The 26,988-nt window shown below is 43.5% G+C and carries 20 protein-coding genes and 1 tRNA gene; 10 read left to right on the forward strand and 11 right to left on the reverse strand.

Going from position 1 to position 26,988, the window contains the following annotated elements; genetic code table 11:
• The first annotated feature begins 7 nt into the window (after positions 1-7).
• The 3 genes from rpsI to GWP40_RS02715 are packed head-to-tail and all read left to right on the forward strand — an operon-like array spanning position 8 to position 1,788.
• Positions 8-397 carry a 30S ribosomal protein S9 gene (gene rpsI / locus GWP40_RS02705; protein ID WP_044017141.1) on the forward strand — a complete coding sequence of 130 codons (390 nt, stop codon included), beginning with the start codon at positions 8-10 and terminating at the stop codon, positions 395-397.
• A complete protein-coding gene (locus GWP40_RS02710) occupies positions 351-1,013 on the forward strand; it encodes a regulatory protein RecX (protein WP_212565948.1) in 663 nt (220 codons plus the stop codon). Before rpsI ends, GWP40_RS02710 begins: the two co-directional genes overlap by 47 nt.
• A 16-nt stretch (positions 1,014-1,029) precedes the next feature.
• Entirely contained in the window at positions 1,030-1,788 is a 759-nt protein-coding gene (locus tag GWP40_RS02715; RefSeq protein ID WP_212565949.1) for a TPM domain-containing protein, read from the forward strand.
• Positions 1,789-2,216: 428 nt separating this feature from the next.
• On the opposite strand, the gene GWP40_RS02720 is transcribed toward GWP40_RS02715, so the two are convergent.
• The 5 genes from GWP40_RS02720 to GWP40_RS12600 are packed head-to-tail and all read right to left on the reverse strand — an operon-like array spanning position 2,217 to position 8,039.
• Positions 2,217-2,522, reverse strand: coding sequence for a PG0541 family transporter-associated protein (locus GWP40_RS02720; protein ID WP_212565950.1), 306 nt, complete (start codon positions 2,520-2,522; stop codon positions 2,217-2,219).
• On the reverse strand, positions 2,515-5,694 hold the full coding sequence (locus GWP40_RS02725) for an efflux RND transporter permease subunit (protein ID WP_212565951.1): 3,180 nt from the start codon (positions 5,692-5,694) through the stop codon (positions 2,515-2,517). The genes GWP40_RS02720 and GWP40_RS02725 overlap by 8 nt, the downstream gene beginning before the upstream one ends.
• Positions 5,695-5,702: 8 nt before the next feature.
• Complete coding sequence (locus tag GWP40_RS02730) at positions 5,703-6,677, reverse strand: efflux RND transporter periplasmic adaptor subunit (protein WP_230974553.1); 975 nt, start codon at positions 6,675-6,677, stop codon at positions 5,703-5,705.
• A 57-nt stretch (positions 6,678-6,734) separates the two neighbouring features.
• Positions 6,735-7,838 (reverse strand): TolC family protein, encoded by a 1,104-nt coding sequence (locus tag GWP40_RS02735; RefSeq protein WP_230974554.1) that lies wholly within the window; start codon positions 7,836-7,838, stop codon positions 6,735-6,737.
• A 9-nt stretch (positions 7,839-7,847) separates the two neighbouring features.
• Entirely contained in the window at positions 7,848-8,039 is a 192-nt protein-coding gene (locus GWP40_RS12600) for a hypothetical protein (RefSeq protein ID WP_230974555.1), read from the reverse strand.
• Between the two features lie 286 nt (positions 8,040-8,325).
• Between GWP40_RS12600 and GWP40_RS02740 the strand changes: the two genes are divergently transcribed.
• A tRNA-Val gene (locus tag GWP40_RS02740) sits at positions 8,326-8,399 on the forward strand.
• Between the two features lie 162 nt (positions 8,400-8,561).
• Here GWP40_RS02740 and GWP40_RS12605 read toward each other — a convergent pair.
• Genes GWP40_RS12605 through GWP40_RS02760 form a run of 5 tightly spaced genes read right to left on the reverse strand, consistent with a single transcriptional unit; the run spans position 8,562 to position 14,639 of the window.
• Complete coding sequence (locus tag GWP40_RS12605) at positions 8,562-9,305, reverse strand: type I restriction endonuclease subunit R, EcoR124 family (RefSeq protein ID WP_230974556.1); 744 nt, start codon at positions 9,303-9,305, stop codon at positions 8,562-8,564.
• 22 nt (positions 9,306-9,327) lie between these two features.
• Positions 9,328-11,670, reverse strand: a complete 2,343-nt coding sequence (locus GWP40_RS02745) for a type I restriction endonuclease subunit R (RefSeq protein ID WP_230974557.1) — start codon at positions 11,668-11,670, stop codon at positions 9,328-9,330.
• Positions 11,667-12,839 (reverse strand): restriction endonuclease subunit S, encoded by a 1,173-nt coding sequence (locus tag GWP40_RS02750; RefSeq protein ID WP_212565952.1) that lies wholly within the window; start codon positions 12,837-12,839, stop codon positions 11,667-11,669. The genes GWP40_RS02745 and GWP40_RS02750 overlap by 4 nt, the downstream gene beginning before the upstream one ends.
• Positions 12,836-13,081, reverse strand: coding sequence for a virulence RhuM family protein (locus tag GWP40_RS02755; protein WP_212565953.1), 246 nt, complete (start codon positions 13,079-13,081; stop codon positions 12,836-12,838). Before GWP40_RS02755 ends, GWP40_RS02750 begins: the two co-directional genes overlap by 4 nt.
• A 4-nt stretch (positions 13,082-13,085) precedes the next feature.
• Positions 13,086-14,639, reverse strand: coding sequence for a type I restriction-modification system subunit M (locus tag GWP40_RS02760; RefSeq protein WP_212565954.1), 1,554 nt, complete (start codon positions 14,637-14,639; stop codon positions 13,086-13,088).
• Positions 14,640-15,205: 566 nt separating this feature from the next.
• On the opposite strand from GWP40_RS02760, the gene GWP40_RS02765 reads away from it, so the two are divergent.
• From GWP40_RS02765 to htpG, 4 genes are all read left to right on the forward strand, one after another.
• Complete coding sequence (locus GWP40_RS02765) at positions 15,206-16,552, forward strand: YgeY family selenium metabolism-linked hydrolase (protein ID WP_212565955.1); 1,347 nt, start codon at positions 15,206-15,208, stop codon at positions 16,550-16,552.
• Positions 16,553-16,613: 61 nt separating this feature from the next.
• Complete coding sequence (gene ygeW, locus GWP40_RS02770; protein WP_212565956.1) at positions 16,614-17,813, forward strand: knotted carbamoyltransferase YgeW; 1,200 nt, start codon at positions 16,614-16,616, stop codon at positions 17,811-17,813.
• A 273-nt stretch (positions 17,814-18,086) separates the two neighbouring features.
• Positions 18,087-18,527, forward strand: a complete 441-nt coding sequence (locus GWP40_RS02775) for a Dps family protein (protein WP_212565957.1) — start codon at positions 18,087-18,089, stop codon at positions 18,525-18,527.
• Positions 18,528-19,359: 832 nt separating this feature from the next.
• On the forward strand, positions 19,360-21,273 hold the full coding sequence (gene htpG / locus GWP40_RS02780) for a molecular chaperone HtpG (protein ID WP_212565958.1): 1,914 nt from the start codon (positions 19,360-19,362) through the stop codon (positions 21,271-21,273).
• Positions 21,274-21,513: 240 nt separating this feature from the next.
• Here the strand turns inward: htpG and GWP40_RS02785 are convergent, their stop codons facing one another.
• The gene (locus GWP40_RS02785) at positions 21,514-23,616 is read right to left on the reverse strand and encodes a methyl-accepting chemotaxis protein (protein WP_212565959.1); all 2,103 of its coding nucleotides are present in this window, start codon (positions 23,614-23,616) and stop codon (positions 21,514-21,516) included.
• A gap of 447 nt (positions 23,617-24,063) precedes the next feature.
• Between GWP40_RS02785 and lepB the strand changes: the two genes are divergently transcribed.
• Positions 24,064-25,794 carry a signal peptidase I gene (gene lepB / locus GWP40_RS02790; RefSeq protein WP_212565960.1) on the forward strand — a complete coding sequence of 577 codons (1,731 nt, stop codon included), beginning with the start codon at positions 24,064-24,066 and terminating at the stop codon, positions 25,792-25,794.
• Complete coding sequence (locus GWP40_RS02795) at positions 25,795-26,967, forward strand: thymidine kinase (RefSeq protein WP_212565961.1); 1,173 nt, start codon at positions 25,795-25,797, stop codon at positions 26,965-26,967.
• Positions 26,968-26,988: the final 21 nt, after the last annotated feature.

Here is a 26,988-nt window from a genome sequence, read left to right on the forward strand (position 1 = left end):
AATGGTTGTGAAAAATATCGGAATAGGAACAGGACGAAGAAAAACCTCGGTGGCGCGGGTATATATCCGCGAAGGAAAGGGTTCGGTAACCGTCAACAATAAGAATATGGACGACTACTTTGCGACTCCCGAGCAAGTTCAAATGGCAAAACGGCCTTTGTTTGTTACCGGCAGCGATACCCGCTATGATATCATCATTACCGTATATGGCGGTGGTTTAAACGGACAGGCAGGCGCTTGTTCTCATGGTATTGCACGTGCACTTGCACAGGTAGATGCCTCTAACCACAGTTCACTTAAAGCGAATGGCTTATTAACTCGTGATTCCAGAATGGTTGAACGCAAAAAGTATGGCCAACGCGGTGCTCGCCGACGCTTCCAGTTCAGCAAGCGTTAATCCTACCCTTATTGCGGTGGAGTATACATCCTCGGATACCGTCAAACTGCTACTTTCCGGGGATATTTCTATCGTAAGCCGGTTTTGTTACTTTGATGAACCGCTTACGATAGATGACCTTCCGCTCCCTCTTACAGAATCCCAAACAGAATATCTCTATCAGGCAGGTCGGCGTTTTTTAGCTGAAAAGCATGCTGTTGCTTATCTTAACCGCGCCGAACATTCTTCTTATCAACTGACAATCAAATTGCAAAAAAAAGGCTATATAAAAAATGAATATCAGCCTGCGTTGGATTATTTACGCGCCGAAGGCACGCTTGACGATTCCCGCTTTGCCGGTGCATATTTACATACGAGAAGCCTTTCAAAAAAAGAGGGGTATGCACGCCTCTTTTCGGAACTGCGTAAGCGCGGAATCGCTGCGGACACGGCAAAGCAAGCGCTCAACGATTTTTTTTCGGAGGTTGACGAAGCAGCAGTATGTGAAGGCGCCGCACGCAGCCTTATTCGTAAGGGCTATACCGAACAAAAACTCTACAACGCCCTTCAACGGAAAGGCTTTCCATTCTCTATGATTAAGCGGTGTGTTCGACACCTTTCATCCTCCGCATCGTAAAATTAAAGGGGAACCTATGAAATTTTCAAAATATCCTTTCCGGTTTATCATTATTGCCTGCCTTTGTGTGCAAAGCGCCTTTCTGTTTGCTCTTGACGTTCCGCCGCTGAACGGTCCGGTCAACGATTATGCACATATATTCAGCGCAAGCGAGTCACAGGAATTAAATGCGTATTTATATAGCATTGATCACCAAAGCGATTTACAGATAGCGGTATTGACCATTCCCTCGTTGGAGGGGGAAAGCCTTGAAGATTACTCCATCCGCGTCGCGGAAAAATGGCAGATCGGGCAAAAAGGGAAGGACAGCGGTGTTATCTTAGTAATTGCTGTACAAGACCGAAAGCTGCGCATCGAAGTGGGATACGGACTCGAGGATCGTATCACCGATGCACAAAGCAGCAGGATTATCCGTTCAATCATCGCACCTTACTTTAAACAGCAGGAATACGGAAAAGGTGTTCTTTTAGGGGTAAAAAATCTTGCAGGACTTGCACTCCAAGACAAAAGCCTCATCAACGAGGCTGTAAAAGAGGCTGACCGGCAGGATGACGATTCTATTCCGCTGCCGCTCATCATTTTCCTGATTATTATCTTTCTATTCGGCTCCCGTTTTATGCCAGGCGGTTTATTCTGGCCGTTGCTATTTCTTTCATCAGGACGGAGAGGCGGTTATTCAGGACGCGGCGGAGGTTTTGGCAGTGGAGGCTTTGGCGGCGGTTTCAGCGGAGGCGGAGGCAGCTTTGGCGGAGGCGGTTCTTCCGGCTCGTGGTAAGGTACGCAGGGCAAACGCATCAGGCCTTTTGAAAATATGCGGGCATCTGCGTTGTCGCTACGCCAAAATAAATGCTCAACGTACAACAAGTACGTCTCCGCTTTATTTCGGCTAGCTTCTAGCATCTGCGCCACCTATTTTCAAAAGGCTTACGAAGAGACTGTTCAATCGGAACTGCCATGGATGGCAGTGGTACCATGCAGTAGAGATGTTTTGTGCGCGCACAAAACTCGCCTTCAACTGATGTACACGGATGTACATCAGTTGAAGATGGCTCAAATGGTCGCCCAACCTCTGTTATTCTGCGACTTTTATCTATACGGTCTGATGCATTTGCCCGCTTGCTGAAAAAAATGTGCGAAATTTTATTTAAAATTTCGCACAGATGGAAGGCAACCGCTTAAAATATTTCCGATGCGTTTGACCTGCTAGCTTACTGCCGGATCATTGATATTTTTATCATGCAGTACAAACAGTTTTATTCCCTCCGTTGGAAATTTTAACTTTATATACCGAACAATCTGCGCAACCTTCTGCTCGACGGTATTATCTGCGTAGGCAATTAACACAAAGTTAGTCTCCGGCCACGTACTGTTGCCAAGTTTATACGAATCTCTCCCCCTCCCGTAAGCCAACGGAATGGAAGTATAGAGAAAATCCGGCAAACAGGCTTCAAGATTTGCAATGAGTTCCGGATAAACGGACTGGTTTGCTATTATTTCAATTCTAATCATTGTTATTTCCTCCTTGTCCCTGTGTTTCTGCTGTAAAATATTCAGCCCTAATCGCGGCAAGATCCGGAGGAAGGGACATCGTCGCTTTTGCATTTGCCTTTCCGTTAAATAAAGAGTAAATCACCGGAATAATAAACAATGTTACCAAGGTACTGGAAAACAAGCCGCCGATTATACACAAGCCGATCGGCTGCGTTACGCTTGCACTGTCTCCGCCGAAGAACGCCATAGGGATCATTCCCAAAATAGTCGTAAGCGTAGTCATCAAAACGGGACGCAACCGGCTCGCTCCAGCTTCCTCACATGCTTGCAGCACAGGACGGCCTCGCCGTACTAAGAGGTTTGTCTGGTCTACCAAGATGATACCGTTATTGACAACAATTCCCAGCAGCATAACCACTCCGATTAACGACACCATACTGAACGCCTGTCCTGTTATCAGATGAATAAGAACAACGCCGACAACGAGGAAGGGCATCGTGAAGAGGTTGATAAAGGGATTTTTAAAATCCTCATAAGTTCCAGCCATAACGCCGAATACGAGGATAATCGCCAATATGATAATAGAAAGAAACACATTGGAGGTATTTCTGGTATTTTTCCATGAACCCTCATACGTGAGCGTTATATTGTCCGGAATTACCAGATTATCGCTTATCAACTGCTTTATTTGCTCTTCTACTTCCCGCGCGCTGCTGCTTGAATCTTTGAGCCCCGCAGTCAGGTGAATAATGCGGGATTGATTTTCGCGATTGATGGAAACCGGTCCTGTACCGCGGATAATTTCTGCAAAGTTTGCTACGGAATAAAGACCGGATCGCCCTGCAACATAAATCTTTTCCAAATCGGGAATTTCATCTCTATCCTCTTTCATAAGCAACACAACGACATCGTAACTATCGCCGTTTTTATGATAGGTGGTAGCTGTCATCCCGTTGATGCAATAGTTAATTTCATTTGCAATCGACATGATAGAAATTCCAAAACTATATGCCCGTTCACGGTCAACCTTTATTTCAACTTGAGGTAACCCATCTTGCATATCAATCTGAGGTTCGGTAACCGAAGGAAGCTGCTCTTTTATCAGTGCTTGAATTTTCTTTGCGAGGGCAACACTTGCATCCAAATCATTTGAACGGAAAACAATATTAACATCGTTTCCGCTCATTTGCTGCATCATCCCTTCATTAAAGCTCAGCGTTGCTGCAGGATAAGAATCAAAATGGGCTCTGAGTTTCTCTTTTACCGTTTGGGCATTATCAATTTGCTTGGATGCATCGGGTAGGTAGACGGTTAACGAGCCTTTATACGACGTATCCGACATTCTTCCCCCGCCGCCGGAACCGATACTGACCACGATATTATCATAGCCTTTAATTTCATCCTGCGCAAACTGATAAAAGTCATCGAGGATTGCCTGAGTCTCTTCAAGTTTTGTCCCCAAGGGTAAGGTAACATTTAAGGAAACCGAGGAATCGTTAAAATTGGACATAAAACTTATGTTTAGACGGCCGATCAGTACAAGCGATGCTGCAAAAATTCCGAAGGCAATAACAACGGTTGCAAAGCGGCGGCGCAAAACAAAGTGTAAACCTTTCTGATACAGAGTTGTAAGCCGATTCAACGCCCTTTCAATACTCTTATCGCATTTTGCAAGAAACTTATTTTTGATAGGATGCTCTTTTCTATTACTGACCGGCAAAAACTTTCCTGCTAAGACCGGTACTAGGAACACGGCAACAAAAAGCGAGGAAAGAATCGCAATTAAGATAACGGACATCAAGCTGCTGAACATTTGTCCAAGCATTTCAAGCTTATTTTTAAAAACGAAGAAGGGGATAAAGACGCAAATAGTCGTAAGGTTTCCGGCAGCTACGGAAGCCATTACTTCTTGAGTGCCGATAACAGCGGCGGTCAAAGCCTGTGTTCCTCGATTCCGATAGACATAAATATTTTCCAATACGACAACGGAAGCGTCCACAACCATACCGAGTCCTAAAATTAAACCGGTCATGGTAATCATATTCATCGTTATGCCGGCAAACGACATAATGGTAAGGGTGATTAAAATACAGAACGGGATGGAAATAGCCATAATAAAGGTACTTCGTCCGCTGCGCAAAAATATGAATAGGACTAAAACTGAAAGAATAAAACCTTGCACAATCGATTTAATAAGCTCGGTCAAGGTATCACTGACTGATGTAGAATCATCGCTGATAATTTCTATTTTTATATCGGCAGGCAGTGTTTTTTCAATTTCCTTTATTTTTTCTTTTACCGCTTTTGCAACATTAACCGTGTTTGAACCGCTTTGTTTTTGAACGGAAACATAGACACCGGGTTTTCCGTTTATGTAAATTTTACTTGTTGCATCAGAGTAGCCCATAAAGGCAGTCCCGATATCTTCAAGCTTTACATCATACCCGTTATACGTTCCGACAACACTATGGTTAATGTCATCAATGGACTCAAATTCGCCGGTTGTTCTAACCGTATATTTTTTTGTTCCTTCACTGACACTTCCGCCGCCTACTTCGATATTTTGAGAAGAAAGACCTCTCGCAATAGAAGACAGAGTCAGACCGTACGCTTCCAGCCGATTTTGATCAAGTTCAATTCTTACGATTGCACTGCGTCCGCCGCGGACTGAGGCTTGTGCGACACCGTCCGCTTGCTCTAATAAACTGGAAATTTGTTCATCGGCTATTTTCTTTAGCGACTCTTCCGAACGGTTGCCATTGACGGCAAGCGTGATAATAGGCATGGAAGACGTATCAAATTGAAAAATAGAAGGGGTAGTCGCGTTAGTCGGCAATGCCTGCTTGACCTTATCGATCTTATCTCGTAAGTCATTTACCGCAACATCCATATCCGTGCCGTAGTTAAATTGAAGCGAGATGGAAGACATCCCTTCCGATGAAGTCGAGGTCATCTTCTTGAGATTCGTTACACTGATAAGACTTCCCTCTAACACTTGTGTAACCGACTTTTCAACCGTTTCCGGCCCTGCATTCGGATACGAGGTACTGACCATTGCTACCGGCATATCCATATCCGGCATCAAAGCGATAGTTATATTCCCCAGCGTAAACACTGATACAATCGCAATCAATACGAAAGTACAAAGCATTAATACCGGATGTTCGAGTATTTTTTTCGATATACTCATACGTACTCCTATAAAGCGCTTGCCGTATTTGCGGCTGCTTCCTTTATTTGCGCTCCTTCGCTCAAGTTTTGTGTTCCGTCTACAACTATTTTATCCCCTTCCGAAAGTCCGTTCACAATTTCCACAATACCGTCTACATTCACACCGATGTCTACATTGCGTACTGTTACTGTTGAATCGGATTGAACTACATACACAAAATTTTTACCGTCCAGAGTTTGAATTGCATCGATAGGAAGACAGAGCGCATCTTTATGCAGTACGGTTAAAAGTTTAATTTTTGCATACATTCCGGCGTTTATCTTAGGATCGATGGTATCGAATGCCAGATATATTTCTTTAGTTCGCGAAACCTCATCTACAATTGGAGACACCCGTATAACATGAGCATCAAAAATCTGATTTTTATAAGCAACAAGAGAGACTTGAGCTTTCAGATCTTGTTTTAGTACCGAAACATCCCGCTCCGGCACCTTTGCTTTAATCTGGAGTTCACGGATATTTCCAATCTGAGCTACAGCGGTATTTGTGTTGACGGAGGTTCCTACCGTTAACGGCAACGCCGTAATTGTACCTGAAATCGGTGCATACACAGGACTTATTTCATAATACGTTCCGGGGGTTGAAGGATCGATTTCGGCAAGTTTGTCTCCTCGTTTTACGATTGAGCCGAGCGTTACATACACACGGGTAATTTTTCCTCCGATTCCGGGATAAACGGAAATGGTGTTATTAGCTTGGACATTGCCGTTCATGGTTAAATATTCCTGCAACTCTGTTTTTGACAACACTTGTGTTGTTACGGAATAAACAGTTGCCGCAGCATTTGCAGACGCTCCGTGCATTCCATCTTTGCTGTCCGGCATACTGCCTGCACCGCCGGACATTCCGCCTTTGTTTTTGGGCAATAGTGCAATGATTGCAATAACCGCAATAACACCGGCTACTAATAAAATCCGTCGCATAATTTTCTTTGATTTCATAGTGTTCTCCATCATTTCTCACTCAGTTAAGGAAGTTCTTTAGAGAGCTTCTCAAGGTTATTTGCCGATAAGACTTTTAAGCGTTAGTCTGCTGTTTATCAAAGACAGTTGCTGATTTTTATACTGAAGTTCGGCATTGCTATACGCATTGTGAATAGCTTGCAAGCTATTCAAATCTTTCGTTCCGTTTTTATAGGCAATCTCTGCCATTTCATAACTTTTCTTTGCCAACTCACTATTTAACCGGCAGTTTTCCAAACCTTCCTTCGCAATCTCAATTTCATTCAGTATTTCGATGATATTTGTTTTTATCTGCTGTCTTTTTTTATCGAGCTGCATTTCGAGCGTTTTAATCGAATCATCCATATCTGCAATATTGTCCCTCACGGCAGATCCCGGAATATAATTATCTAATGCAAACGAGAGACCTGCAGAAACAGACCAACTGTCTCTTTTACTTCCCATTTTATTAGGTAAATTATAGGAATACGAATAGGGACTGATATTGGCGCTGAGCATTATATTGGGAAGATATGCAGATAGGGTAAGTTGAGAACGGGATATTTTATTTTTATTCAAGGTATTCTTTATAGTACGGATAGCGGGACTATTTTCTATCAGCTCATCCAAGTTTCCTTGTGAAAGCTCAAAATCATTTGCATTTACATAATCATCAAGGCTTCCCTCAAAAGAAACGCGCTGCCCCGGCTCCACATTGACACCGATTTCATTTAAGAATTTAAACGTTGCAGTAAAGTATGCCTTTTCGGTATTCCGTAAATTGATTTTTGCCGTTTCATAATTTACCTGACTGGTCAATAAATCAAGCTCTGTAACAAGACCTTGGCTCTTTTTAATCTTTGTCTGATTATATTGTGCTTCGTTGGCGTTTACCGATGCCCTACTGATGTCTACCTGTCCTTGCATATATAAAAGCGAATAAAAGCTCTTACGGATTTCCGTTTCAATTTCGCGGACAGTATCTTCATAATCTTTTTGTCCGCTTTCGTATGCTGCTTTTAAAGCGGCAATCTTTTTACCGACGCCGAGACTGATATTCAAATTTGTATTGATTCCGGTAGAAAACGTAAGCGCATTGGTTGCCGTAGAGGTCAAGCCGCCATTTGCACCGCCGCTTACGTTTGCCGAAAGAGACGGCAAAAAATTATTCTACGAATGTTCATACTTCCTTTTGGTTTGCTCAAGCTGTATTTCACTTTGCCTAACCGAAAGATGTGTTTGTAACGCTGACTGTACGGCAGTTTCCACATCAATAGTTTTATCAGGAATTTGTGTTTTTTCTCCAAAACTATTGAACGTAAATAGGATCGACAGCGCAAGTATGATGAGTTTCTGCTTCATGCTTCCCTCCTATATGGGATAAGACAGACGTTGCTCGGCTTATGTAAGGTATAAGCCGATTGCATAATAATAGTAAAACATTTCATCTAAGTACAGGTTACCGAGGGGGCTGAATCAGGGCAACCGCGTCAGACGTTTTTTACTATCGCAGAGCGCTCACCTTTTCACTTTATTCGTGTGGAGGATTTAACGCCCCGACGCTCACGTCGGGGTTGTTTATTGTCGATAAATGAAACAACCCTGTTGACATTTTTATCGGGTTTATATATAGTCTTTTCTGTTATTAGGGCGCTTAGCTCAGCTGGTACGAGCGTTTGGTTTACACCCAAAATGTCGGCGGTTCGATCCCGTCAGCGCCCATAGTTTCCTTCCTTGCTATATATAGACTTATCAAATCATTGCTTTTAATTGATTTTTAACAGGTCAAGTCGGGAGTTTATATATGGATTATCATATAATAGCTAAAACCAAGAAGACTATCCGAATACTCATATTTGTGGACATTCCTCGCTAAACACACTATCAAATTGTTCCGCCGACTCCTTTGAATTTTTCAACAAAAGCAACAATTTTTTGAAAGACCTTTTGTTTTTTTGTTAAATACTCAGGATTGAGCGGGCTGAGTTTGGGCAAAACGGCATTCAGATCGGTACCGATTTCGCTGGCATACTCGTGTTTTAATGAGGTTTGTATATATCGTTTTGCAGCTTCTTCATTAAGCTTTTCTTCGGCAATCAGCGCAGCGGCCTCCTCTTTCTGCTTTTTCTGAGCATACATAAAGAACGCTTGGATAACTTCTGCCTTATCTTTAATCGGCTCAAAATCCGTTTCGTTGATAAAATCAACAATCAAGCTTTCTTTTGCCCTATTTCCAATACCGGATCTGATTATCCTGCGCACATCATCTACCAATTTTGCTTTATCGTTTGTCTTCTTATTATGTTCAAAAATAAGAGCCAGAATATAGTCAAGGTCGATCTCTTGCGATTTCAGCAAATCAACTTCAAAAACCACATCATCCCAATCTATTTTTGTATGTTCCGGACTCTTACCGCCCCGCTCCCGTCTAAACCAGTCTCGTATATCGTTATATGTAGAACAATAATCCTGCACAGCCCGTTCGGTCAGCACATCTATTTTCTGCATTTCTGTAAACGCTTCATCTGTTAAAAAGCAGCGGTCTTTAAATGCTTGGAGAGCAACGCGGTCTGTCGGATCGATAGACTGCAAGGCTTTCAGCTGTGTAAATTCATCATAATTGCGCAAGATGTTTTCGATGCGAAGGTACTCACCGAAAAGCTGAACAAAGACTTTTTTTAGCGGCTTCGGTTGTTATTGCGTCCGGCTTAGGAAATTGCGCTTTCAGTTCCCGAACGACCTCTGTGTAGCCCCTGTGTACTTCACCGGTTACACTATCGGTGAATCCGTCGATATATTCTTTGTAACTTTTTTCAAGCACCACGTTCTTGGTATTCTGACTACCGAAAAGCGTAATTGCATCTATTGTTGCTTGCTCCAAATCTCTAAACGTAACGATATTGCCGAATGTTTTTGTTGCATCATAGATACGGTTGGTACGTGAAAATGCCTGTATCAAACCATGATAGCGTAAGTTCTTGTCTACAAAGAGTGTGTTCAATGTTTGCGCATCAAAACCGGTAAGAAACATTCCAACCACAATCAAAAGGTCGATCTCTTTGCTCTTCACTCTTTTTGCTAAATCGCGGTAGTAGTTTTGAAACTCCTTACTGTCTACACCGAAACTGGTCTGAAACATTTCGTTATAGTCGCGAATGGCTTTTGCCAAAAACTCCTTGGCGCTGGAGTCCATTGCAGACACTTCAAACGTTTCTTCAAGAATATCCCCAATGGCATTCTGTTCTTCGTTCGCTGCAAAAGAAAATATGGTTGCTATTTTTAACGGCTTTTCACTTTCTTGCTGGAGGAGATTCAGTTGTTCATAATAGAGTTTGGCAGCTTCAACACTGCTGACTGCAAACATAGCATTAAAGCCCATCCTGCTTCCTTGCATCCGATGAGTCTTTATACTAAAATTCCGTAAGATGTATTGAGCAATTTCTTTTATCCGGTCGGGATGGAGCAAGAGTTTCTTTTCTTCTGCAGCGCTGATTTTTGCTTCGTCCTGCTCTGTTTCCAAGGCTTTGAACGTGGGGCGCACATCGTTATAGTCAACCTTGAATTTTAATACTTTTTCATCTCGGATTGCATCAGTGATAACATAGGAATGCAGCTCACGTCCAAACACACTCGCCGTAGTTTCTGTGCCCAATGCATTCTCAGGAAAAATAGGTGTTCCGGTAAATCCGAATTGATAATATTTCTTGAATTTCTTCCGTAAGTTTTTTTGCGCTTCACCGAATTGAGAGCGATGACATTCATCAAAGATAAAGACAACCTGTTTTTGATAGATAGGTAAATCGCCTTCTCCTTTCATAAGGTTGTTCAGTTTTTGAATAGTTGTTACAATAATTTTATTATCGTCTTTCTCAATATTCCGTTTTAACCCTGCAGTGCTTTCCGAACCGTTTACACTATCCGGCGAAAAGCGCTGGTACTCTTTCATTGTCTGATAGTCCAAGTCTTTGCGGTCAACAACGAAAAACACCTTATCGATAAATTCAAGCTGCGTAGCAAGGCGAGCAGCTTTAAAGCTCGTGAGTGTTTTTCCGGAACCGGTCGTATGCCAAATATAGCCGCCGCCATCCGGTGTACTCCATTTCTTTGCTTGAAACGAACTTTTTATTTTCCATAAGATACGTTCCGTTGCAGCAATTTGATACGGGCGCATAATGAGCAAGGTATTGCCGGTATCAAACACGGAATAGGTAAGCAATACTTGCAGCAGTGTATTTTTCTGAAAGAAGGTCGCCGTAAAATCTTTAAGGTCTTTAATCAGTGTATTGTCCGATTTTGCCCAATTCATTGTAAAATCAAAACTGTTTTTATCTCTCTTTACCGTATTGGCAAAATAGCGGGTATCTGTTCCGTTGGAAATAATAAACATTTGCAGGTATTTATATAAGGAACTTTCGCTATTAAAACTTTCCTTGCTATAGCGGTGTACCTGATTAAACGCTTCGCGGATTGCAACTCCTCGTTTTTTCAGCTCTATCTGTACCAGCGGCAGCCCATTCACCAAAATAGTTACATCATACCGGTTTGCCTGTGTGCCCGTTTGTTCAAACTGGTTGATCACCTGCACTTTGTTGCGGGCAATGTTCTGTTTGTCGACCAAATAGATATTTTGAATGTGCCCGTCGTCAAAAACAAAATCATAGATATAATCATCGTGTATCTTCCGTGTTTTATCTATAATACCTTCACTCGGTTTATCCAAATACTCATCCAGAAACCGCTGCCATTCCGCATCGGTAAAAACAGTCTTGTTGAGTTCTTGTAACTGCTTTCTTACATGAGCGAGGAGTGCAGCGGGAGTAGTAATATCGGGAAGATACTCGTAGCCTTGGTTGCGTAAATCTTGGATCAGCTCCCGTTCCAAAGCAGCTTCCGGCTGATAGCCTACAGAGGGTTCGCTCACCATTGAATCTTTGGTGTATTTATCAAGGACGATAAAGTTCGGCAATTCTGCTATTGTGCCGTATTGTGTCATTGCGGTGTCTCCTTCCGGCATTGAGGTCGTTGTGCCGTTACCTCATGTTTTGGAAATGATAGTAATTGCTCCCGGTAATACTCATACTGCTTACGGCGCAGCGCTATTTCTTTCGGTAACCCCTCGCTGATGGAATTGACCAAGGTATCGAACTTATCGAGGATGGCAACGATACGGGCTTGCTCAGAAAGCGGTGGAACGAAAATAGGAAATTTCTTCAACATTGGTAAACGTAAAGAAGTTACTGATGAATGCACAGACTGTTTCATTATAAAATTATAGAAATGAGCCAAGAAGAAATAATATAAGAATTTAGGATTCAGCTGCGATTTATCCTTTACAATAAAACGATAAGCCCTTTGGTGTAAAGCATATTTACCTGAAATATAATGAAATACCTTACCAACCCCTACACCATCTCCAGCGGTGATTACTGCCGTTTCATCAAAATCATACGATCCAATGGCTCTCGGAATTTGTGAACGGACAAAAAAGGGATATTCTCCATTATCTAAAGCTTCATTCGTATTATGTAAACCCGTTCCAATCTCCGTTATTTCCCCCAGCGGTTTCCATTCCACCTCATCGCCAAAGGTAAGCAGATTGTCTCTATAATACTCATACTGTTTTTTACGCGCCTCCAGCTCCGCCTCCAGCTCCGCCTCCAGCTCCGCCTCCAGCTCCGTGAATTTGTCGAGAATACGAACGATCTCTTCCTGAACAGGGCGAGGCGGAAGAGGGATTTTTTTATGAGAGTAATTGCTTATCCATTGTCGTTTATGATCTCCTTCGGCAAGTTCACTTGGTAAGGTATTCAGCCAATGATAAATATACTGTAATAATACTTGAGTTTCATCTTTAGATGTAATCATTTTCATTGCAGATGATTTTGCTTTAAAATCAAAATCTACCCATTTGTGAGCGGTAGTAAAATCATCAAAAATAATTACAGGATGTACGGAAGCCTGATAGATACCATCTGTTTCATCGGTATACCCAAGAATAAACGTCTTTCCTGCAGTCAGCACAGGGGTAGGATACTCTGCCTTGTAATTTGTTGATTTTACCAAATACGCGGTAGGCTGCTCATATTCGGTAACCTCTCCCAGCGGCTTCCATTCCACTCCGTTGGGGCAGTGCTCTTGCAATAACTGTTGTATCTTATTCATCTTTTTTCTCTTTTCTCTTTTGATACTGCTTTTAGGCTATTTGCCTTTTTTGCTGTTTGCGCTAACATAGTGATGGAGTTTAAATAATCTTTTTCCACATTGCTCAAAGTCTTGGCCTTGTATTTTTTATATTCTGCGATTGCTTTTTGTGTGAGCCAAATGGTCTCGTCTTTGACAATCGCATTTACCGACGCCGCGCCTTCGGGCGTATTATAAACTAAATATTGCAATTCTTTATTCATTCATCTACCTCTCCAACTCCGCTATTATTTTGTCGATATCTGCCCGCAGTGTGTCTATCCGTTTGACTGTTTCTGCTACTTCGGCATTGACTTTGACGATATCAATAACCTCGCGTTTATCTTCTGCTTCCACATACGAACTGACGGAAAGGTTGTAATCGTTTTCCGCTATTGTGCTGTTTTCAACCGATATGGTGGTATAGGCGACATCCTTTTTTTTCTCAAAAAGACTGACAATCTTTGCAATATGCTCATCGGTGAGCACATTGTTATTCGTTTCTTTTTTAAAGAATGCCTCTCCGCTGGCATCTATGAACTGTGTCTTTGTGTCCTGCTTGTGCTTGGAAAGTACGAGGATGTTGACGGGGATACCCGTACCGTAAAACAGATTAGGCGCCAGCGAGATAACTGTTTCGACAAAGTTATGCTCTACCAGATATTGCCGTATTTTCTTCTCAGCTCCGCCCCGATAAAAGATACCGGGAAAGCATACGATAGCCGCGCGCCCCTTAGCCGAAAGATAGCTGAGAGAATGTAATACAAACGCAAAGTCGGCTTTGGACTTGGGAGCCAACACACCGGCTGGAGCAAATCGGTCATCATTGATGAGCGTAGGATCATCACTGCCTACCCATTTTACCGAATAGGGCGGATTTGAAACGATGGCATCGAAGGGTTTTTCATTTCCGTACATCGGATTGATGAGCGTGTCCCCCTGCGATATATTAAACTTATCGTAATTGATATTGTGCAAAAACATGTTCATACGCGCGAGGTTGTATGTGGTGTGGTTAATTTCCTGCCCGAAAAAACCTTCTTCTATTAAATGGGCATCAAATTGCTTTTTAGCTTGCAGCAGTAATGAACCGGAACCGCACGCCGGATCGTAAATTTTATTGACGGATGTTTGTCCCAACAGCGCTAATTGCGCAATCAATTTTGAAACATTTTGAGGAGTAAAAAACTCTCCGCCGGATTTACCGGCATTGGCAGCATAGTTGGAAATCAGAAATTCGTAGGCATCGCCGAACAGATCAATTTCATTATGCTCAAAACTACCGAAGTTTAGGCGTTCCACTCCATTAATGACGGCTGCTAAACGCTTACTTTTTTCTTTTACGGTGCTGCCTAAGCGGTTACTTGTCGTATCGAAGTCGGCAAAAAGGCCCTTAATGTTGTGCTCGGAGGCATATCCTTGAGCTGAACTTTCTATCGCCTGAAAAATATTCGCTAAATCCGTGTTTAACTGCTCATTGGTATTGGCTGTCTTGGCAATGTTGGCAAAAAGTTGACTGGGATAGATAAAATACCCTTTTGTTTTGATGGCATCGTCTTTTATTTCAGGCGTAATTACATCGTCAGATAGCTCGGCATAGCGGACATTTTCATCACCGTTTTCAATAAAGGCGGTAAAATTTTCGCTGATAAAGCGATAAAAGAGTGTTCCTAAGACGAATTGCTTAAAATCCCATCCGTCAACGGCACCACGTACCTCATTGGCGATGCTCCAAATCTGAGCTTGCAAGGCAGCCCGTTGACTTATACTTGTGTTTATCATGAGTAACCGATCCTTTGGTTTTCTTAATTATAGTATATTACATTTTTAAATATTGTTCTTAGAATATCATAATCAAAATGAGTTGTCATTATATATCTTACTCCTGTGACATTCAGGACGTTATCTATCAACTGTAGTTGACACAAAACACGCACCCCTTCAATATCCATCGTTCCTCCATCAGATTGTCCAAAAACGTCCTAACAGTTGACTTTTTTACAAAGCTAAAAAATAATTAGTATAGCTAAAAAAACTTTAGAAGATTATGCTTGACATAAGAATTTTTCGCTTCTATAATTAAATTAACCTAAGGTTCCTTCATCCGGATATATTTTTACGTATTTTTATAGGAGCCGGGTTGTAATCAATATCGTATTGAGCGGAATGCTTGAAAAGCGATAGAGGAGTGTAAAATAAAAGCCGTACAAATGGCACGGCTTTTATTTACCCAAGTTTGCGTGCTGCAAACTTGTATTATTATATGCACGTTCTCACTTCGTTATGAACGTGCGTAAAAAGTCAATCGAAAGTTGATACTTTCTTCTTGACTTTTTATGGGAGAAAACATGAGTTTGGATTTTAACAAGATTAAAACTGCAGCAGAAGGATATAAGGCCGACATGACCGCCTTTCTGCGCGAAATTATCCGCCTTCCCAGCGAAAGCAGTCAGGAAGGGGAAAAAGCAAAGCGCATCCAAAAGAAAATGGACGAGCTCGGATTTAACAAAACGTGGATCGATCCGCTTGGTAACGTAATGGGATGGATGGGTACCGGCCCGCACATTGTTTGTTTTGACGGTCATATCGATACGGTCGGTATCGGTAACCGCGACAACTGGAAGTTTGACCCCTACGAAGGATTCGAAGACGATATATTCATCGGTGGACGTGGGGTTTCGGATCAAACCGGCGGCGTTGTTTCTGCAATGTATGCCTGTAAGATGATGAAGGACTTAGGCCTTCTTAACGATAAATACACCGCTATGGTAGTAGGCTCCGTACAGGAAGAAGACTGCGACGGTATGTGCTGGGAGTATATCCTGAAAAAAGACGTCAAAGTACCCGGATATGAAAAACTCTGCAAGCCCGACTTTGTCGTTTCCACCGAACCGACCGACGGCGGTATTTACCGAGGGCACCGCGGACGTATGGAAATCCGCATCGACGTTAAAGGCGTTTCTTGTCACGGTTCCGCACCGGAGCGCGGCGATAACGCAATCTACAAGATGTCCGACATCCTGCAGGAAGTACGCAAGTTAAACGAAAACGATGCTGCAGACGGCACCGAAATTAAAGGTCTCGTCAAAATGCTCGATAAAAAATACAACAAGGAATGGGAAGAAGCAAACTTCCTTGGCCGCGGAACCGTTACCGTTTCCGAAATTTTCTATACCAGCCCGAGCCGCTGCGCCGTTGCGGACTCCTGCTCCGTTTCGCTTGACCGCCGTATGACGGCCGGAGAAACATGGGAATCCTGCTTGGAAGAAATCCGCCAGCTTCCCGCCGTTAAAAAGTACGGAAAAGACGTAAAGGTGTCGATGTACAATTACGACCGGCCGTCATGGACGGGAGAACAATATCCGATCGAATGTTTCTTCCCCACGTGGGTACTGCCGAATGAGCATGTCGTTGCCCGCTCAATCGTGGAAGCATATCACAACTTGTACGGCGATAAGCGTATCGGCCCGAAAGATCAGATCGCAATGCGCGAAGCCCGCCCGCTCGTCGATAAGTGGACATTCTCCACAAACGGCGTGTCCATTATGGGACGGAACAAAGTCCCCTGCGTCGGTTTCGGACCGGGAGCGGAAGCACAGGCTCATGCCCCGAACGAAATTACTTGGAAACAGGATTTGGTAACGTGCGCTGCTGTGTATGCCGCGCTGCCGTCCATATACGTTGAAAAACTATAAAAAAGCGGGGATGGTAAAAAGCAGCCGCTTTTGAACCATCCCCATGCCCTTAGGAGTAATTATGGCCTTGATTATGGATCCGTACATTACAAAGCTCAATAGTTTGAGCTTTAAGAAGATGTACAACAATGACTTTTTCCTGACATGGGAAAAAACCTTCGATGAAATTCTTGCAACATGGACGGTAGCCGATGCGCTGCGCACCTTGCGGGAAGCTAACATTTCCACCAAGATTTTTGAAAGCGGCCTCGGAATTTCGCTGTTCCGCGACAACTCAACCCGTACTCGGTTCAGCTTTGCGTCTGCTTGTAACCTGCTCGGCTTGGAAGTACAGGATTTGGACGAAGGAAAGTCTCAAATTGCCCACGGAGAAACCGTCCGCGAAACCGCTAATATGGTTTCGTTTATGGCGGACGTTATCGGTATCCGCGACGATATGTACATCGGTAAGGGCAATACCTATATGCACACCTTTATGGATGCGGTTGCCGAAGGCAATAAGGACGGCGTGCTCGAACAGCGCCCGACTCTTGTCAATCTACAGTGCGATATAGACCACCCCACACAGATTATGGCGGACACGCTCCATATCATCCATGAATTCGGCGGACTTGAAAACCTGAAAGGCAAGAAAATCGCCATGACATGGGCATATTCACCCTCTTACGGAAAACCGCTTTCCGTTCCGCAGGGCGCAATCGGCCTGTTCTCCCGCTTGGGAATGGACGTTGTGCTTGCGCATCCGGAAGGATACGAGATTATGCCTGAGGTTGAAGAAGTCGCAAAGAAGCAGTCCAAAGCATCGGGCGGTTCCTTTACCAAGACCAACAGCATGAAAGAAGCCTTTAAGGGCGCCGATATTGTGTATCCTAAGAGCTGGGCGCCCTTTACCGCAATGGAAAAACGGACGAACCTCTACGGCGCAGGCGACTTTGACGGCATCAAAGCCCTCGAAAAAGAGCTGCTTGCTCAGAATGCTAAACATAAAGATTGGGAATGCACCGAAGATATGATGAAGCTGACCAAAGACGGTAAAGCGCTCTATCTGCACTGCTTACCGGCGGATATTACCGGCGTCAGCTGCAAAGAGGGCGAAGTTGCCGGTTCGGTGTTCGACCGCTACCGCATACCGCTCTACAAGCAAGCAAGCTTTAAGCCGTACATCATCGCCGCAATGATCTTCCTTGCGAAAGTACGCTATCCGCAGCTTACGCTGGAAGAACTGGAAAAGCGGGCAACGCTCCGCCATACCGGCAGATAGCCGGGCATCTAAAAAAGCTCGGTTAGTTTTTTAACAGTTAAAAATAAACCGTTAAGGAGCCGAGAATACGTAGCTTCGGTTGTGTATCCGGCTCTTTAATTCTCCGATAGATGCCACTTGATTTACACCATGAAGCCAGTATAAAAATAACCTGCATCAATATTGCTATAAACTTTGTTGACAACTGCCTTTTTTTTACGTATCTTAAAAACAATACTTATGATGCATTTCTTTAGAAGTGCAAAAGAGTAAATCTTTCAATAGGAGCCGAATATGACAAAAGAATTAGGACAGAAATTAAATCTGTATCTTGCCAATCAACTGGTCGATTATGTAAAAAAACATAATCTGCACTGGAATTTAAAGGGAAGTAACTTTTTTACTCTTCATGCAAAACTTGAAGAATTATACGACGAAGCGGGCGACATTCTTGATGAAGTTGCTGAACGCATTCTCTCGCTCGGCGGTAATCCTGTTTCCAACATGAAAGAAGCACTCGCAATTGCAACGATTAAAGAACTGGAAGACGGTCCTAAATCAACCGAGCAGACAATAAAAACGCTCATTGCCGATACCGACTGTTGGATTAAAGATTCGAAAGAAATTGTCGAACTTGCGGAAAAAGAAGAAGATGGCGTTACGGCTGATATGTTCAACGGTTATACCAAAGACTATCAAAAACTGGCGTGGATGCTAAAAGCATATCAGAGCTAAGAGACGAGTGTTTAACGATTGTTGAAAGCGAACACACAAGGAAATTCTAAAATAACAGAGTTTTGGAATTTCCTTTTTTTTGTTGCTATGGGCATCTTTTAAAAACTCCTGATTTTTTGAATAAATTCATTTTTATGCTTCCAAAGGAGCTGTCCAAAAACTGGAAGCCTATCGGCTTTTCTGTAAGGAAATGATTTATCATATCCGCTAAAGCGGATTGCGTAATAGTTTTTGGGCAGTTTCCTTAGATCTAGATGCGATGTTACGATAAAAACGGTACGTCCTTGTACCGTCTTTATCTTCAAGTTTTCTCATCGAAAACTTGTTACTGTTAAAACCACTGCCATCCATGGCTAATTTAAAAATCATTACTGTATAAAAACTTAACTTTAAACTCGTTATCAGCTATGCTGATGAGGGATGTCCGTGGTTATAAGCAGTAGCAAGATTTGTGTTACGCACGAATCTCGTCCCTTCCTTGGATGCGAAATTTTGTTCAAAATTTCGCGCCCCCTTTTTTTCTCTGTAAGCAGGGTAAACGCATCAGACAGAATAAATATAAATCGCAAAATAATGAGGCTGTATCAGCAGAATTTCGCCACTTCGTGACTCAAATGCTGCTCCAGCCTCATTATTTTGCGAGAAACTACGCCCAAATGTCTGATGCGTTTACCCGGACGCTACAGCGATTTGCCGTTTCTCTCTATTTTAAGTACATTTAATCTGCCTTTTCATTTAAAAACAGCAAAGGCTTAAAAGCGGTATTACTTATCATTCAGTAATGAATAGGCTTCAAACCGCTCAAATTACTTACATATATTGAGGTTATAGTATGGCAAAGTATGAATTTCAAACGGAAGTTAATCAGCTGCTCCACCTGATTATCCATTCTCTGTATTCAAATAAGGAAATATTCCTGCGGGAGCTGGTGTCGAATGCCTCCGATGCGCTCGATAAGCTGAAATATCTGACCGTATCGGATGCCGCATTAAAAAATCTGCAATTCAATCCCCGTATCGATATTACGTTTAACGAAGATGCCGCAACACCAACACTGACTATCCGCGACACGGGTATCGGTATGAACGATGAGGATATCAAAAATAACCTCGGAACGATTGCCCGATCCGGCACCAAGGCGTTTTTGGAGCAGCTTGCCGCGGATGATAAAAAAGACTCCAACCTGATCGGGCAATTCGGCGTCGGTTTTTATTCAGCCTTTATGGTTGCGTCAAAAATCGAAGTGATTTCGAAGAAAGCAGGCGAAAATACCGTATGGAAGTGGATTTCCGACGGTAAGGGCGAATATGAACTGGAGCAAACCGATGATTCTGCGTTTCCGCTCATCGATGATGTTCCCGAAGGCGCCAACGGTACTTGCATCACCCTGTATTTAAACAATGAAGATTCCGAATTTGCAAGCCGCTGGAAGATTGAAGACATTATCAAACGCTATTCGGATCATATCGCATTCCCGATTTATCTCCATTATATTCACAAAGAATATGATGATAAGGGCAACGAAAAATCGCAGGCAGCAAAGAGCGAGCAGATCAACGATGCGAGCGCTCTGTGGCAAAAACCTAAGTCTGAGCTGAAAGACGAGGACTACAAGAATTTTTATAAGTCGCTTTCGCACGATTCTACCGATCCTCTCTTATATGTCCACACCAAGGCGGAGGGAACGCTGGAGTACACTACGCTCTTTTATGTTCCGGCAAAAGCTCCGTTCGATATGTACCATGCCGACTACAAGCCCGGCGTAAAGCTCTTTGTAAAGCGGGTGTTTATCACGGAGGACGAAAAAGAATTGCTGCCGGTGTATCTGCGGTTTGTGCGCGGTATTATCGACAGTGAAGACCTGCCGCTCAACGTCAGCCGCGAAATCCTGCAGCAGAACCGTATTTTGAACAATATCCGCTCTGCATCGGTAAAAAAACTCTTAGGCGAATTTAAAAAACTTGCAGAAAGCGATAAGGAAAAATACGAAACCTTTATCGCCGAATATAACCGCCCGTTAAAAGAAGGCTTGTACAGCGACTACGAACATCGCGACGAGCTTTTGGAACTGATCCGCTTTAGAACAACGAATGAGGAAAACACATGGACGAGCCTTGCCGACTATGTACAGCGGATGAAGGAAGGGCAAAAGGCGATTTACTATATCACCGGCGGCGATGAAAAGGCGCTGAGACAGTCCCCGCACTTGGAAGCATACAAGGCAAAGGGCTTTGAAGTGCTGATTATGCCGGATGAAATTGACGATATTGTTATTCCCTCCGTCGGCAAGTATAAGGATTGGGAACTCAAGGCAGCAAACCGCGCCGGCTCCGACGAAGAGCTGAGCACCGACGAAGAAAAGAAAGAAGCAAAGCAGAAGGAAAAGGACTTTAAGCCGATTGTCGAAAAGATTAAAAACGCGCTCGGCGATGCGGTAAAAGAAGTGCGCCTCTCCAAGCGGCTTGCCGACTCGCCTTCGTGTATTGTTGTGGATGAAAACGATCCGAGCTTGCAAATGGAGCGCATGATGCGGGCAATGGGGCAGCAGCTCCGCGGCGAGGTGAAGCCTATTTTGGAAATCAATGCGGAACACCCCATCCTACAGCGGCTCAAGGATACCGATGATGAAGCGTTCATTGCCGACACTGCATTTGTGCTGTTAGATCAGGCGCTGCTGCTGGAAGGCAGTACGCTCAAAGACACCGCCGACTTTGTAAAACGCTTGAACAAGCTGCTTGCGAGGTAGGGTAAAAAAATCCCGATAGAAAGGCTTTCTTCCTATCGGGATTACCGGAAAGGTTACTAGCAATGCCAACCGTCTGGTTCAATACCCCCCCCCCTAAAAGTCAAGGCCCCCCTTACAGAGTTCGCAGGAGATGTTATAAACATAATAATAGTTTATAGAGGAAATTAAAAGCAGGTGGATACATCCAAAGGGCAGACAACAAATTCGTCTCCCCTTTGGTGTATTTGTAAAACAGAGGTGTTAAACCTTAAACTTATTGACTTCGGCTACTAAGCCTTCAATATTCTGTTTATTCTTTTGTGTAATTTCATTTACTTCCTGCACGGCATTATTGATTTGTACCGCGCCTGCAGCCATCTCATTCATGCTGTCGGTAATAATACGAGTAAGATCATTCAGCTTTTGCATCTCTTCCGCAACACCTTCGCCCCCTTTGAGCATTTCGGCAGAGCCCTCGCTTACTTCAATCGTTACCATATTGATATTTTTAATTGCAGTAAGAACTTCCCTACTACCGTTTTCTTGTTCACGCATGGCTTCGGTTAAACGGTCGCTCATCGACTTTACCTGCTCCGATAAGTTAAAGATAGTATTGAATTTCTCTTCAGCTGTTCTGGAAGAATCCGAAAGCATTTCGATTTCTCCGCTTAATATTTTCAGTGTCGCAGTTATTGCCTTTCCTTGTGTTGCGGAATCTTCCGCCAGCTTTCGGATTTCGTCAGCAACAACCGCAAAACCCTTACCGGCCTCTCCTGCATGAGCAGCTTCTATTGCCGCGTTCATTGCAAGCAAGTTTGTCTGCGAAGCAATATGCTGAATAACACTCGAAGCTTCCAGCAAACCACCTGACTCCTCTGCAATTTTTTGCGTTACGCTATTGGCGGTTACAACTGTTTCTTTTCCGTCTCCGGTTGCAGAGGCCAGCTTTTTAATCGTACTGTCGGTATTTTCAAGGGTCTTCGTGATTGAAGTGATATTTGCAACCATCTGTTCTACCGAAGCTGAGGACTGTGCAACACTTGCCGCCTGTGTTTCGATGCTGGTGTTAAGCTGTTTAATTGTCCGAACAATTTCTTCGATCGTGGCTGCTGTTTCCGTTACGCTTGCAGCTTGTGTCATTGCCTGCTGTTTTACCCCTTCGATATTGGCGCTGATTTGATGAATAGCGCTTGCAGTTTCGGTCATATTGGAAGCAAGCTCGGTTCCGATTTCTTCCATTGACTCACTATTGGTTGCGACAGCACGTACCGATAAAGCAATCTTTTCTATTGTTTCGTTGAAGTATGCGGACAAATTTGTTATTTCATCATTTCCGAAAACCGGCAAACGAACCGTTAAATCTCCTTCACCGCGAGCGATATCCCGTAATGCAGCCACAACCGACTGAATAGGACGCATAATTCTATAGGCGATAATATAAACAACAATAAGACTTATTGCAAAAAGAACAATTCCCAGAATACGGATGCTGATTCGAAGCGTCTTAACGGTTCCCATAAACTCATTAACAGGGGCTTTTATAATAACCGTCCAACCGGTTAACGAAATTGTCGCATAAGAAGCTATATTATCGATGCCGTTATACTCATAGTATCCTACGGAAGAAACTTGCGATGCTAACGCCTGTTTTTCAAACGCGGACAGAGACTCAAGCGCTGCGTCTGTTTTCACTTTTTCTTGTGAATTAGCACGGCTCTGCACTAACGAGAAATCTCTATGCGCGATGACTGTACCCGACGAATCCTCAATATAACAGTATCCGTTTTGACCGACTACAATATCACTTATTTCTTCAGAAAGCAGCTTTGCCGGCACGGCTGCGCTAAGGACACCGATGATGGTATTCGCATCGTCATAAATCGGAACGGCAAAGAGTATTTGCATATCATTCGTTATTTGAGAAAGGAACGGTTCCATAATATAACTTTTTCCTTTAGCAGCGGTTTGGAACCATACCCTGTCATTTACAAACGTAAGAGCTCTATGTGCGTCATACCGATTGCCTTCAAGATCGCATATCCCGAAATAGTCTATTTTTGCATTACGCTTCGCCTCTTGTTCCAACATTTGCGCTTTTTGCTGCAAAGAAAGGTTCTCGTCGCGTAAGAACGGCATACGGGCAAGACCTTCGATAAATTGCATAACCGCGGACATTTTTCCGTCCACAATCGCGGCGACATCCGTTGCCTTATCGGTAAGATGCGCCTCAATTTTTTCGATTACCGCTTTACGGGCTATTCTGACAGCTAAAACACCCATCGTAACACCGACAATTAAAATTAATGCACCGAAAAGCAAAGCAAGCTTATATCTAAGCGAAAAAATTTTCTTTCCCGTAGTCATAAGGTATCTCCCGTCTTGCAATGATGATTCCTGTATGTGTATAGGCTTATTGGCAGGTGTATGTATCGGGGGTATTATACTTTTTTCTTTCATTTTGTCAAGTATCTCCTTTTGATAATAGAATTATACATCAACTACTGCATTACATTGAATACCGTGGAGACCGTCCGTGTTAGCAGTGAATAATTGCTAGAAAATCCGCTGTAATTATGGGGGTACTTCACTTGTAGGATGCGCAGCAAGCAAACGCTTGCCAATAGAGAAATGCTGATATTATGAGTCCCCGTATCAGCTTTCTCTAATTAGGAATAAATACTATCATTTTATTATTAACTGTTCAAGGTACGGCGTACGAAAGTACAGCAATGCTATGAACAATGCACAAATCGAAAAATTGACATTCTGAATGATAACCGCTACAATAAAAAATCATTTACGAGGTAATCCATGGTGATATTTTTCCGTATTTGTACGGGACTGTCTTTTATTTTTTCACTTTTATTAGTTGTCAATAATATACACGGCTTAGCCATTACGGGGAGCATTGCCGGTATCGTTTTTTCTGCGGCGCTTGTGTATTCGCAATTGCAATTAAAGCGGAAAGGAACTTACATCTCGCTGGTTATCACAAGAAAGCTCTTTGATTACTGGCCGTTTGTTATGATTGCCTGTTTTATCTGCTCCCGTGCACTTGTAGAACATTCACCTTATATGTTGGATGCCATTCTTGCACTGCTGTGGTTCGGTATCGTTATTTTAAAAGCCGTTACCGTTCATTATCTGAAAAATAAAAATTTAAAAAAATATTTTCCGGATATTCAACCCATTCAATTAAAGAAAAAGATGTTTCCACGCAAGGGTAAAAAAGGCGGCGAAATACTAAAATCACTATTCATTGAATTACTCGAATGGGTCGATGCCGCTTTTTATGCAATCTTTTTTGTGCTGCTCGTCAATATCTTTATCTTTCAAGTATACCGCATTCCTTCGGAATCTATGGTGCCTGAATTTATGATCGGCGATACGGTGATCGGCGTTAAAACCCCTTCGGGGCCTGCTTTCCCGCTTTCTTCTTTTAGACTTCCTCAGTGGAAGCACTACAAACGCGGCGACATTGTTATCTTAAATAATCCGAATTATCCCAATACGCCCAAGGCGCGGCTTAAAACTTTTATGTCGCAGCTGGTATATATGCTCACCCTTGCGCAAGTTAATATCAATACTGATGATAATGGCAAACTGAAAGCGGATCCGCTGGTAAAGCGGGTTACGGGGCTTCCCGGCGAAAAGCTGATGCTGGTCGACGGGGTTTTGTACGTTAAACACCGCGGCGATACCGAATTTTTACCGGTAGAAGAAGATAGTCTCTATGCACATTGGGATTTAGCGAGTCTGCCTGAATCGGAGCGCCGTTTAATCAAAGACATATACATCGGCGCCGAAGAACTGCGTGTGCTGGAAGCGGTTGAATCGCAGCGGAAAGAACTCAACTTAGCCGATGCGGTACGGCAAACCGAATCGCTTATTAGACGTCTTGCTCTCTTAAAAGATAATAAGGATACGGCGGCAGCTGCAGATTTCTTGCGAGAATCCGAATATGAAATGAGTGCACTCTTCCGTGCCAACGATACGATAAGCCGCGAAATTTTAACCACCAACGGCGGGCTTGCATGGTTCCGCAGCTTTATGACAGGGTGGGTACCCTATTGGCAAAGCGGCGATACTCAGCACGCTTCATTATACGAAAAACGGTTTGCGCAATTAAATGCGCTTATCAAACTCTGCTTCGGTAAAATCGTTATCCGCAATATCGAGCTATTCCGCGCAAACGCTACGGCGGAGCAATTCATCAACGACGAAGTGCGAAATAGGCTTTTGCAAGAAGCGCAAAATTACGCCTTTTATCTTGTATGGACTAATCAGCGCAATATGAATGTCTTCCCTGCCGGAGCGGATGAGTATATTCCCGAAAACGCATATTTTATGATGGGCGACAACCGGTTCAATTCAACCGATATGCGCCATACCACTGTTTTTAAATTAACTTCTGTTGATAAAAACGATGCGCAATCAATTCGATTTTTAAGTAATATCGAACCGAAATATGTCCCTGCAGAAAAAATACTCGGCACAACAATACTGCGGGTATTCCCCTTCTCACGATTTGGAGCTTTATAAATGCAATTGGAACCCGCACAAGAACAGATTAACGCTTGGTTTAAAAACCTTGGTTTTCCTTCTTTATTGATGCATGAGCCGAAAGCTCATTTTGACTTTACTACTGCCTCTCGCCGTATTCTGGTGGTCGGCCCGATGGGTTCGGGAAAAACAGAATATGCGGGGAACGTATGGCGGGATGCGCAAGTTGCCCGTACCAAAAGCGGCGCCGTGCAAAAACTGACCAGCGGTGCAAACTCTCAAAAAGACTTGTTTGACCCTGCAAGCGGTATCGGTTCGGCGGATAGACGGTACACGTTTTTTGCGCGCTACAGCCTCGATAAAGAACGGTTCCCCGATTATCCTGATGACGCGCTTGCTTACCGCGGCGGTTATCAACGGTGCGGAGAAAATATCGCGACGGTCGGCAATTCGTTTGCGCTTGAAAAACTATTGCAGGAAAACCCGCACATCGGTACGTGGATTATCGACGAGGCGGCTTTCTACGACGAACGGCTTGCATACGTGATTAAAAAGGAAAGCGACCGGCGCGGGCTTGTGTTTGTTATGCCGACCTTGCTATTAAACTTCCGCGGCGAAATCTTCAATGCGACGGCGCGGCTCTTAGTGGAAACAGCGACGGAAATATATCCGTTCTCCGCCTATTGCGAACATCCCGATTGTCTGCAAAACGGCTACAACACCTATCGTTATTATATTGTAAACGGTGTTGAATGTCCCGCACTCTATTTTGATCCGCTGATTATCATCGGCGGAGACCGCAAAAAAGAAGATCCCTTCGAGCCGAATTACTGTACCCGCTGCGACCAGCATCATTTTCTACCCGGCAAGCAATACACGTTCTTTACGTTAAAGCCGCTCGGAATAGAAGCAAGCAGAGGAAATATGCAGCCGCTTATGCAGGAGCTGGCAGCAATTCAAAATGATATGGAGCATTCCGTATTATTCAATACATTTAAGGCTGAATACCTCGACTGTGCCAATCCTTCGCCGGAACGGATCAATGCTCTCCGCGTTCCCTGTATTGCGGAGCGGGCGCTCATCTTCCTTTTTGCCGAACAGAACCTGCTCTCCGCCGATCAAATGCGGACATTAGTAAAAGAGCTGCACTTAAATAAGGAATATCTTGATAAGCGGCTGTCCGATAACAAACGGCCGCTTGTGTGGAACTGAACAGACGGCTCTAAAATTGAA

It is taken from the genome of Treponema vincentii, from assembly GCF_018336815.1.
GTDB lineage: Bacteria > Spirochaetota > Spirochaetia > Treponematales > Treponemataceae > Treponema.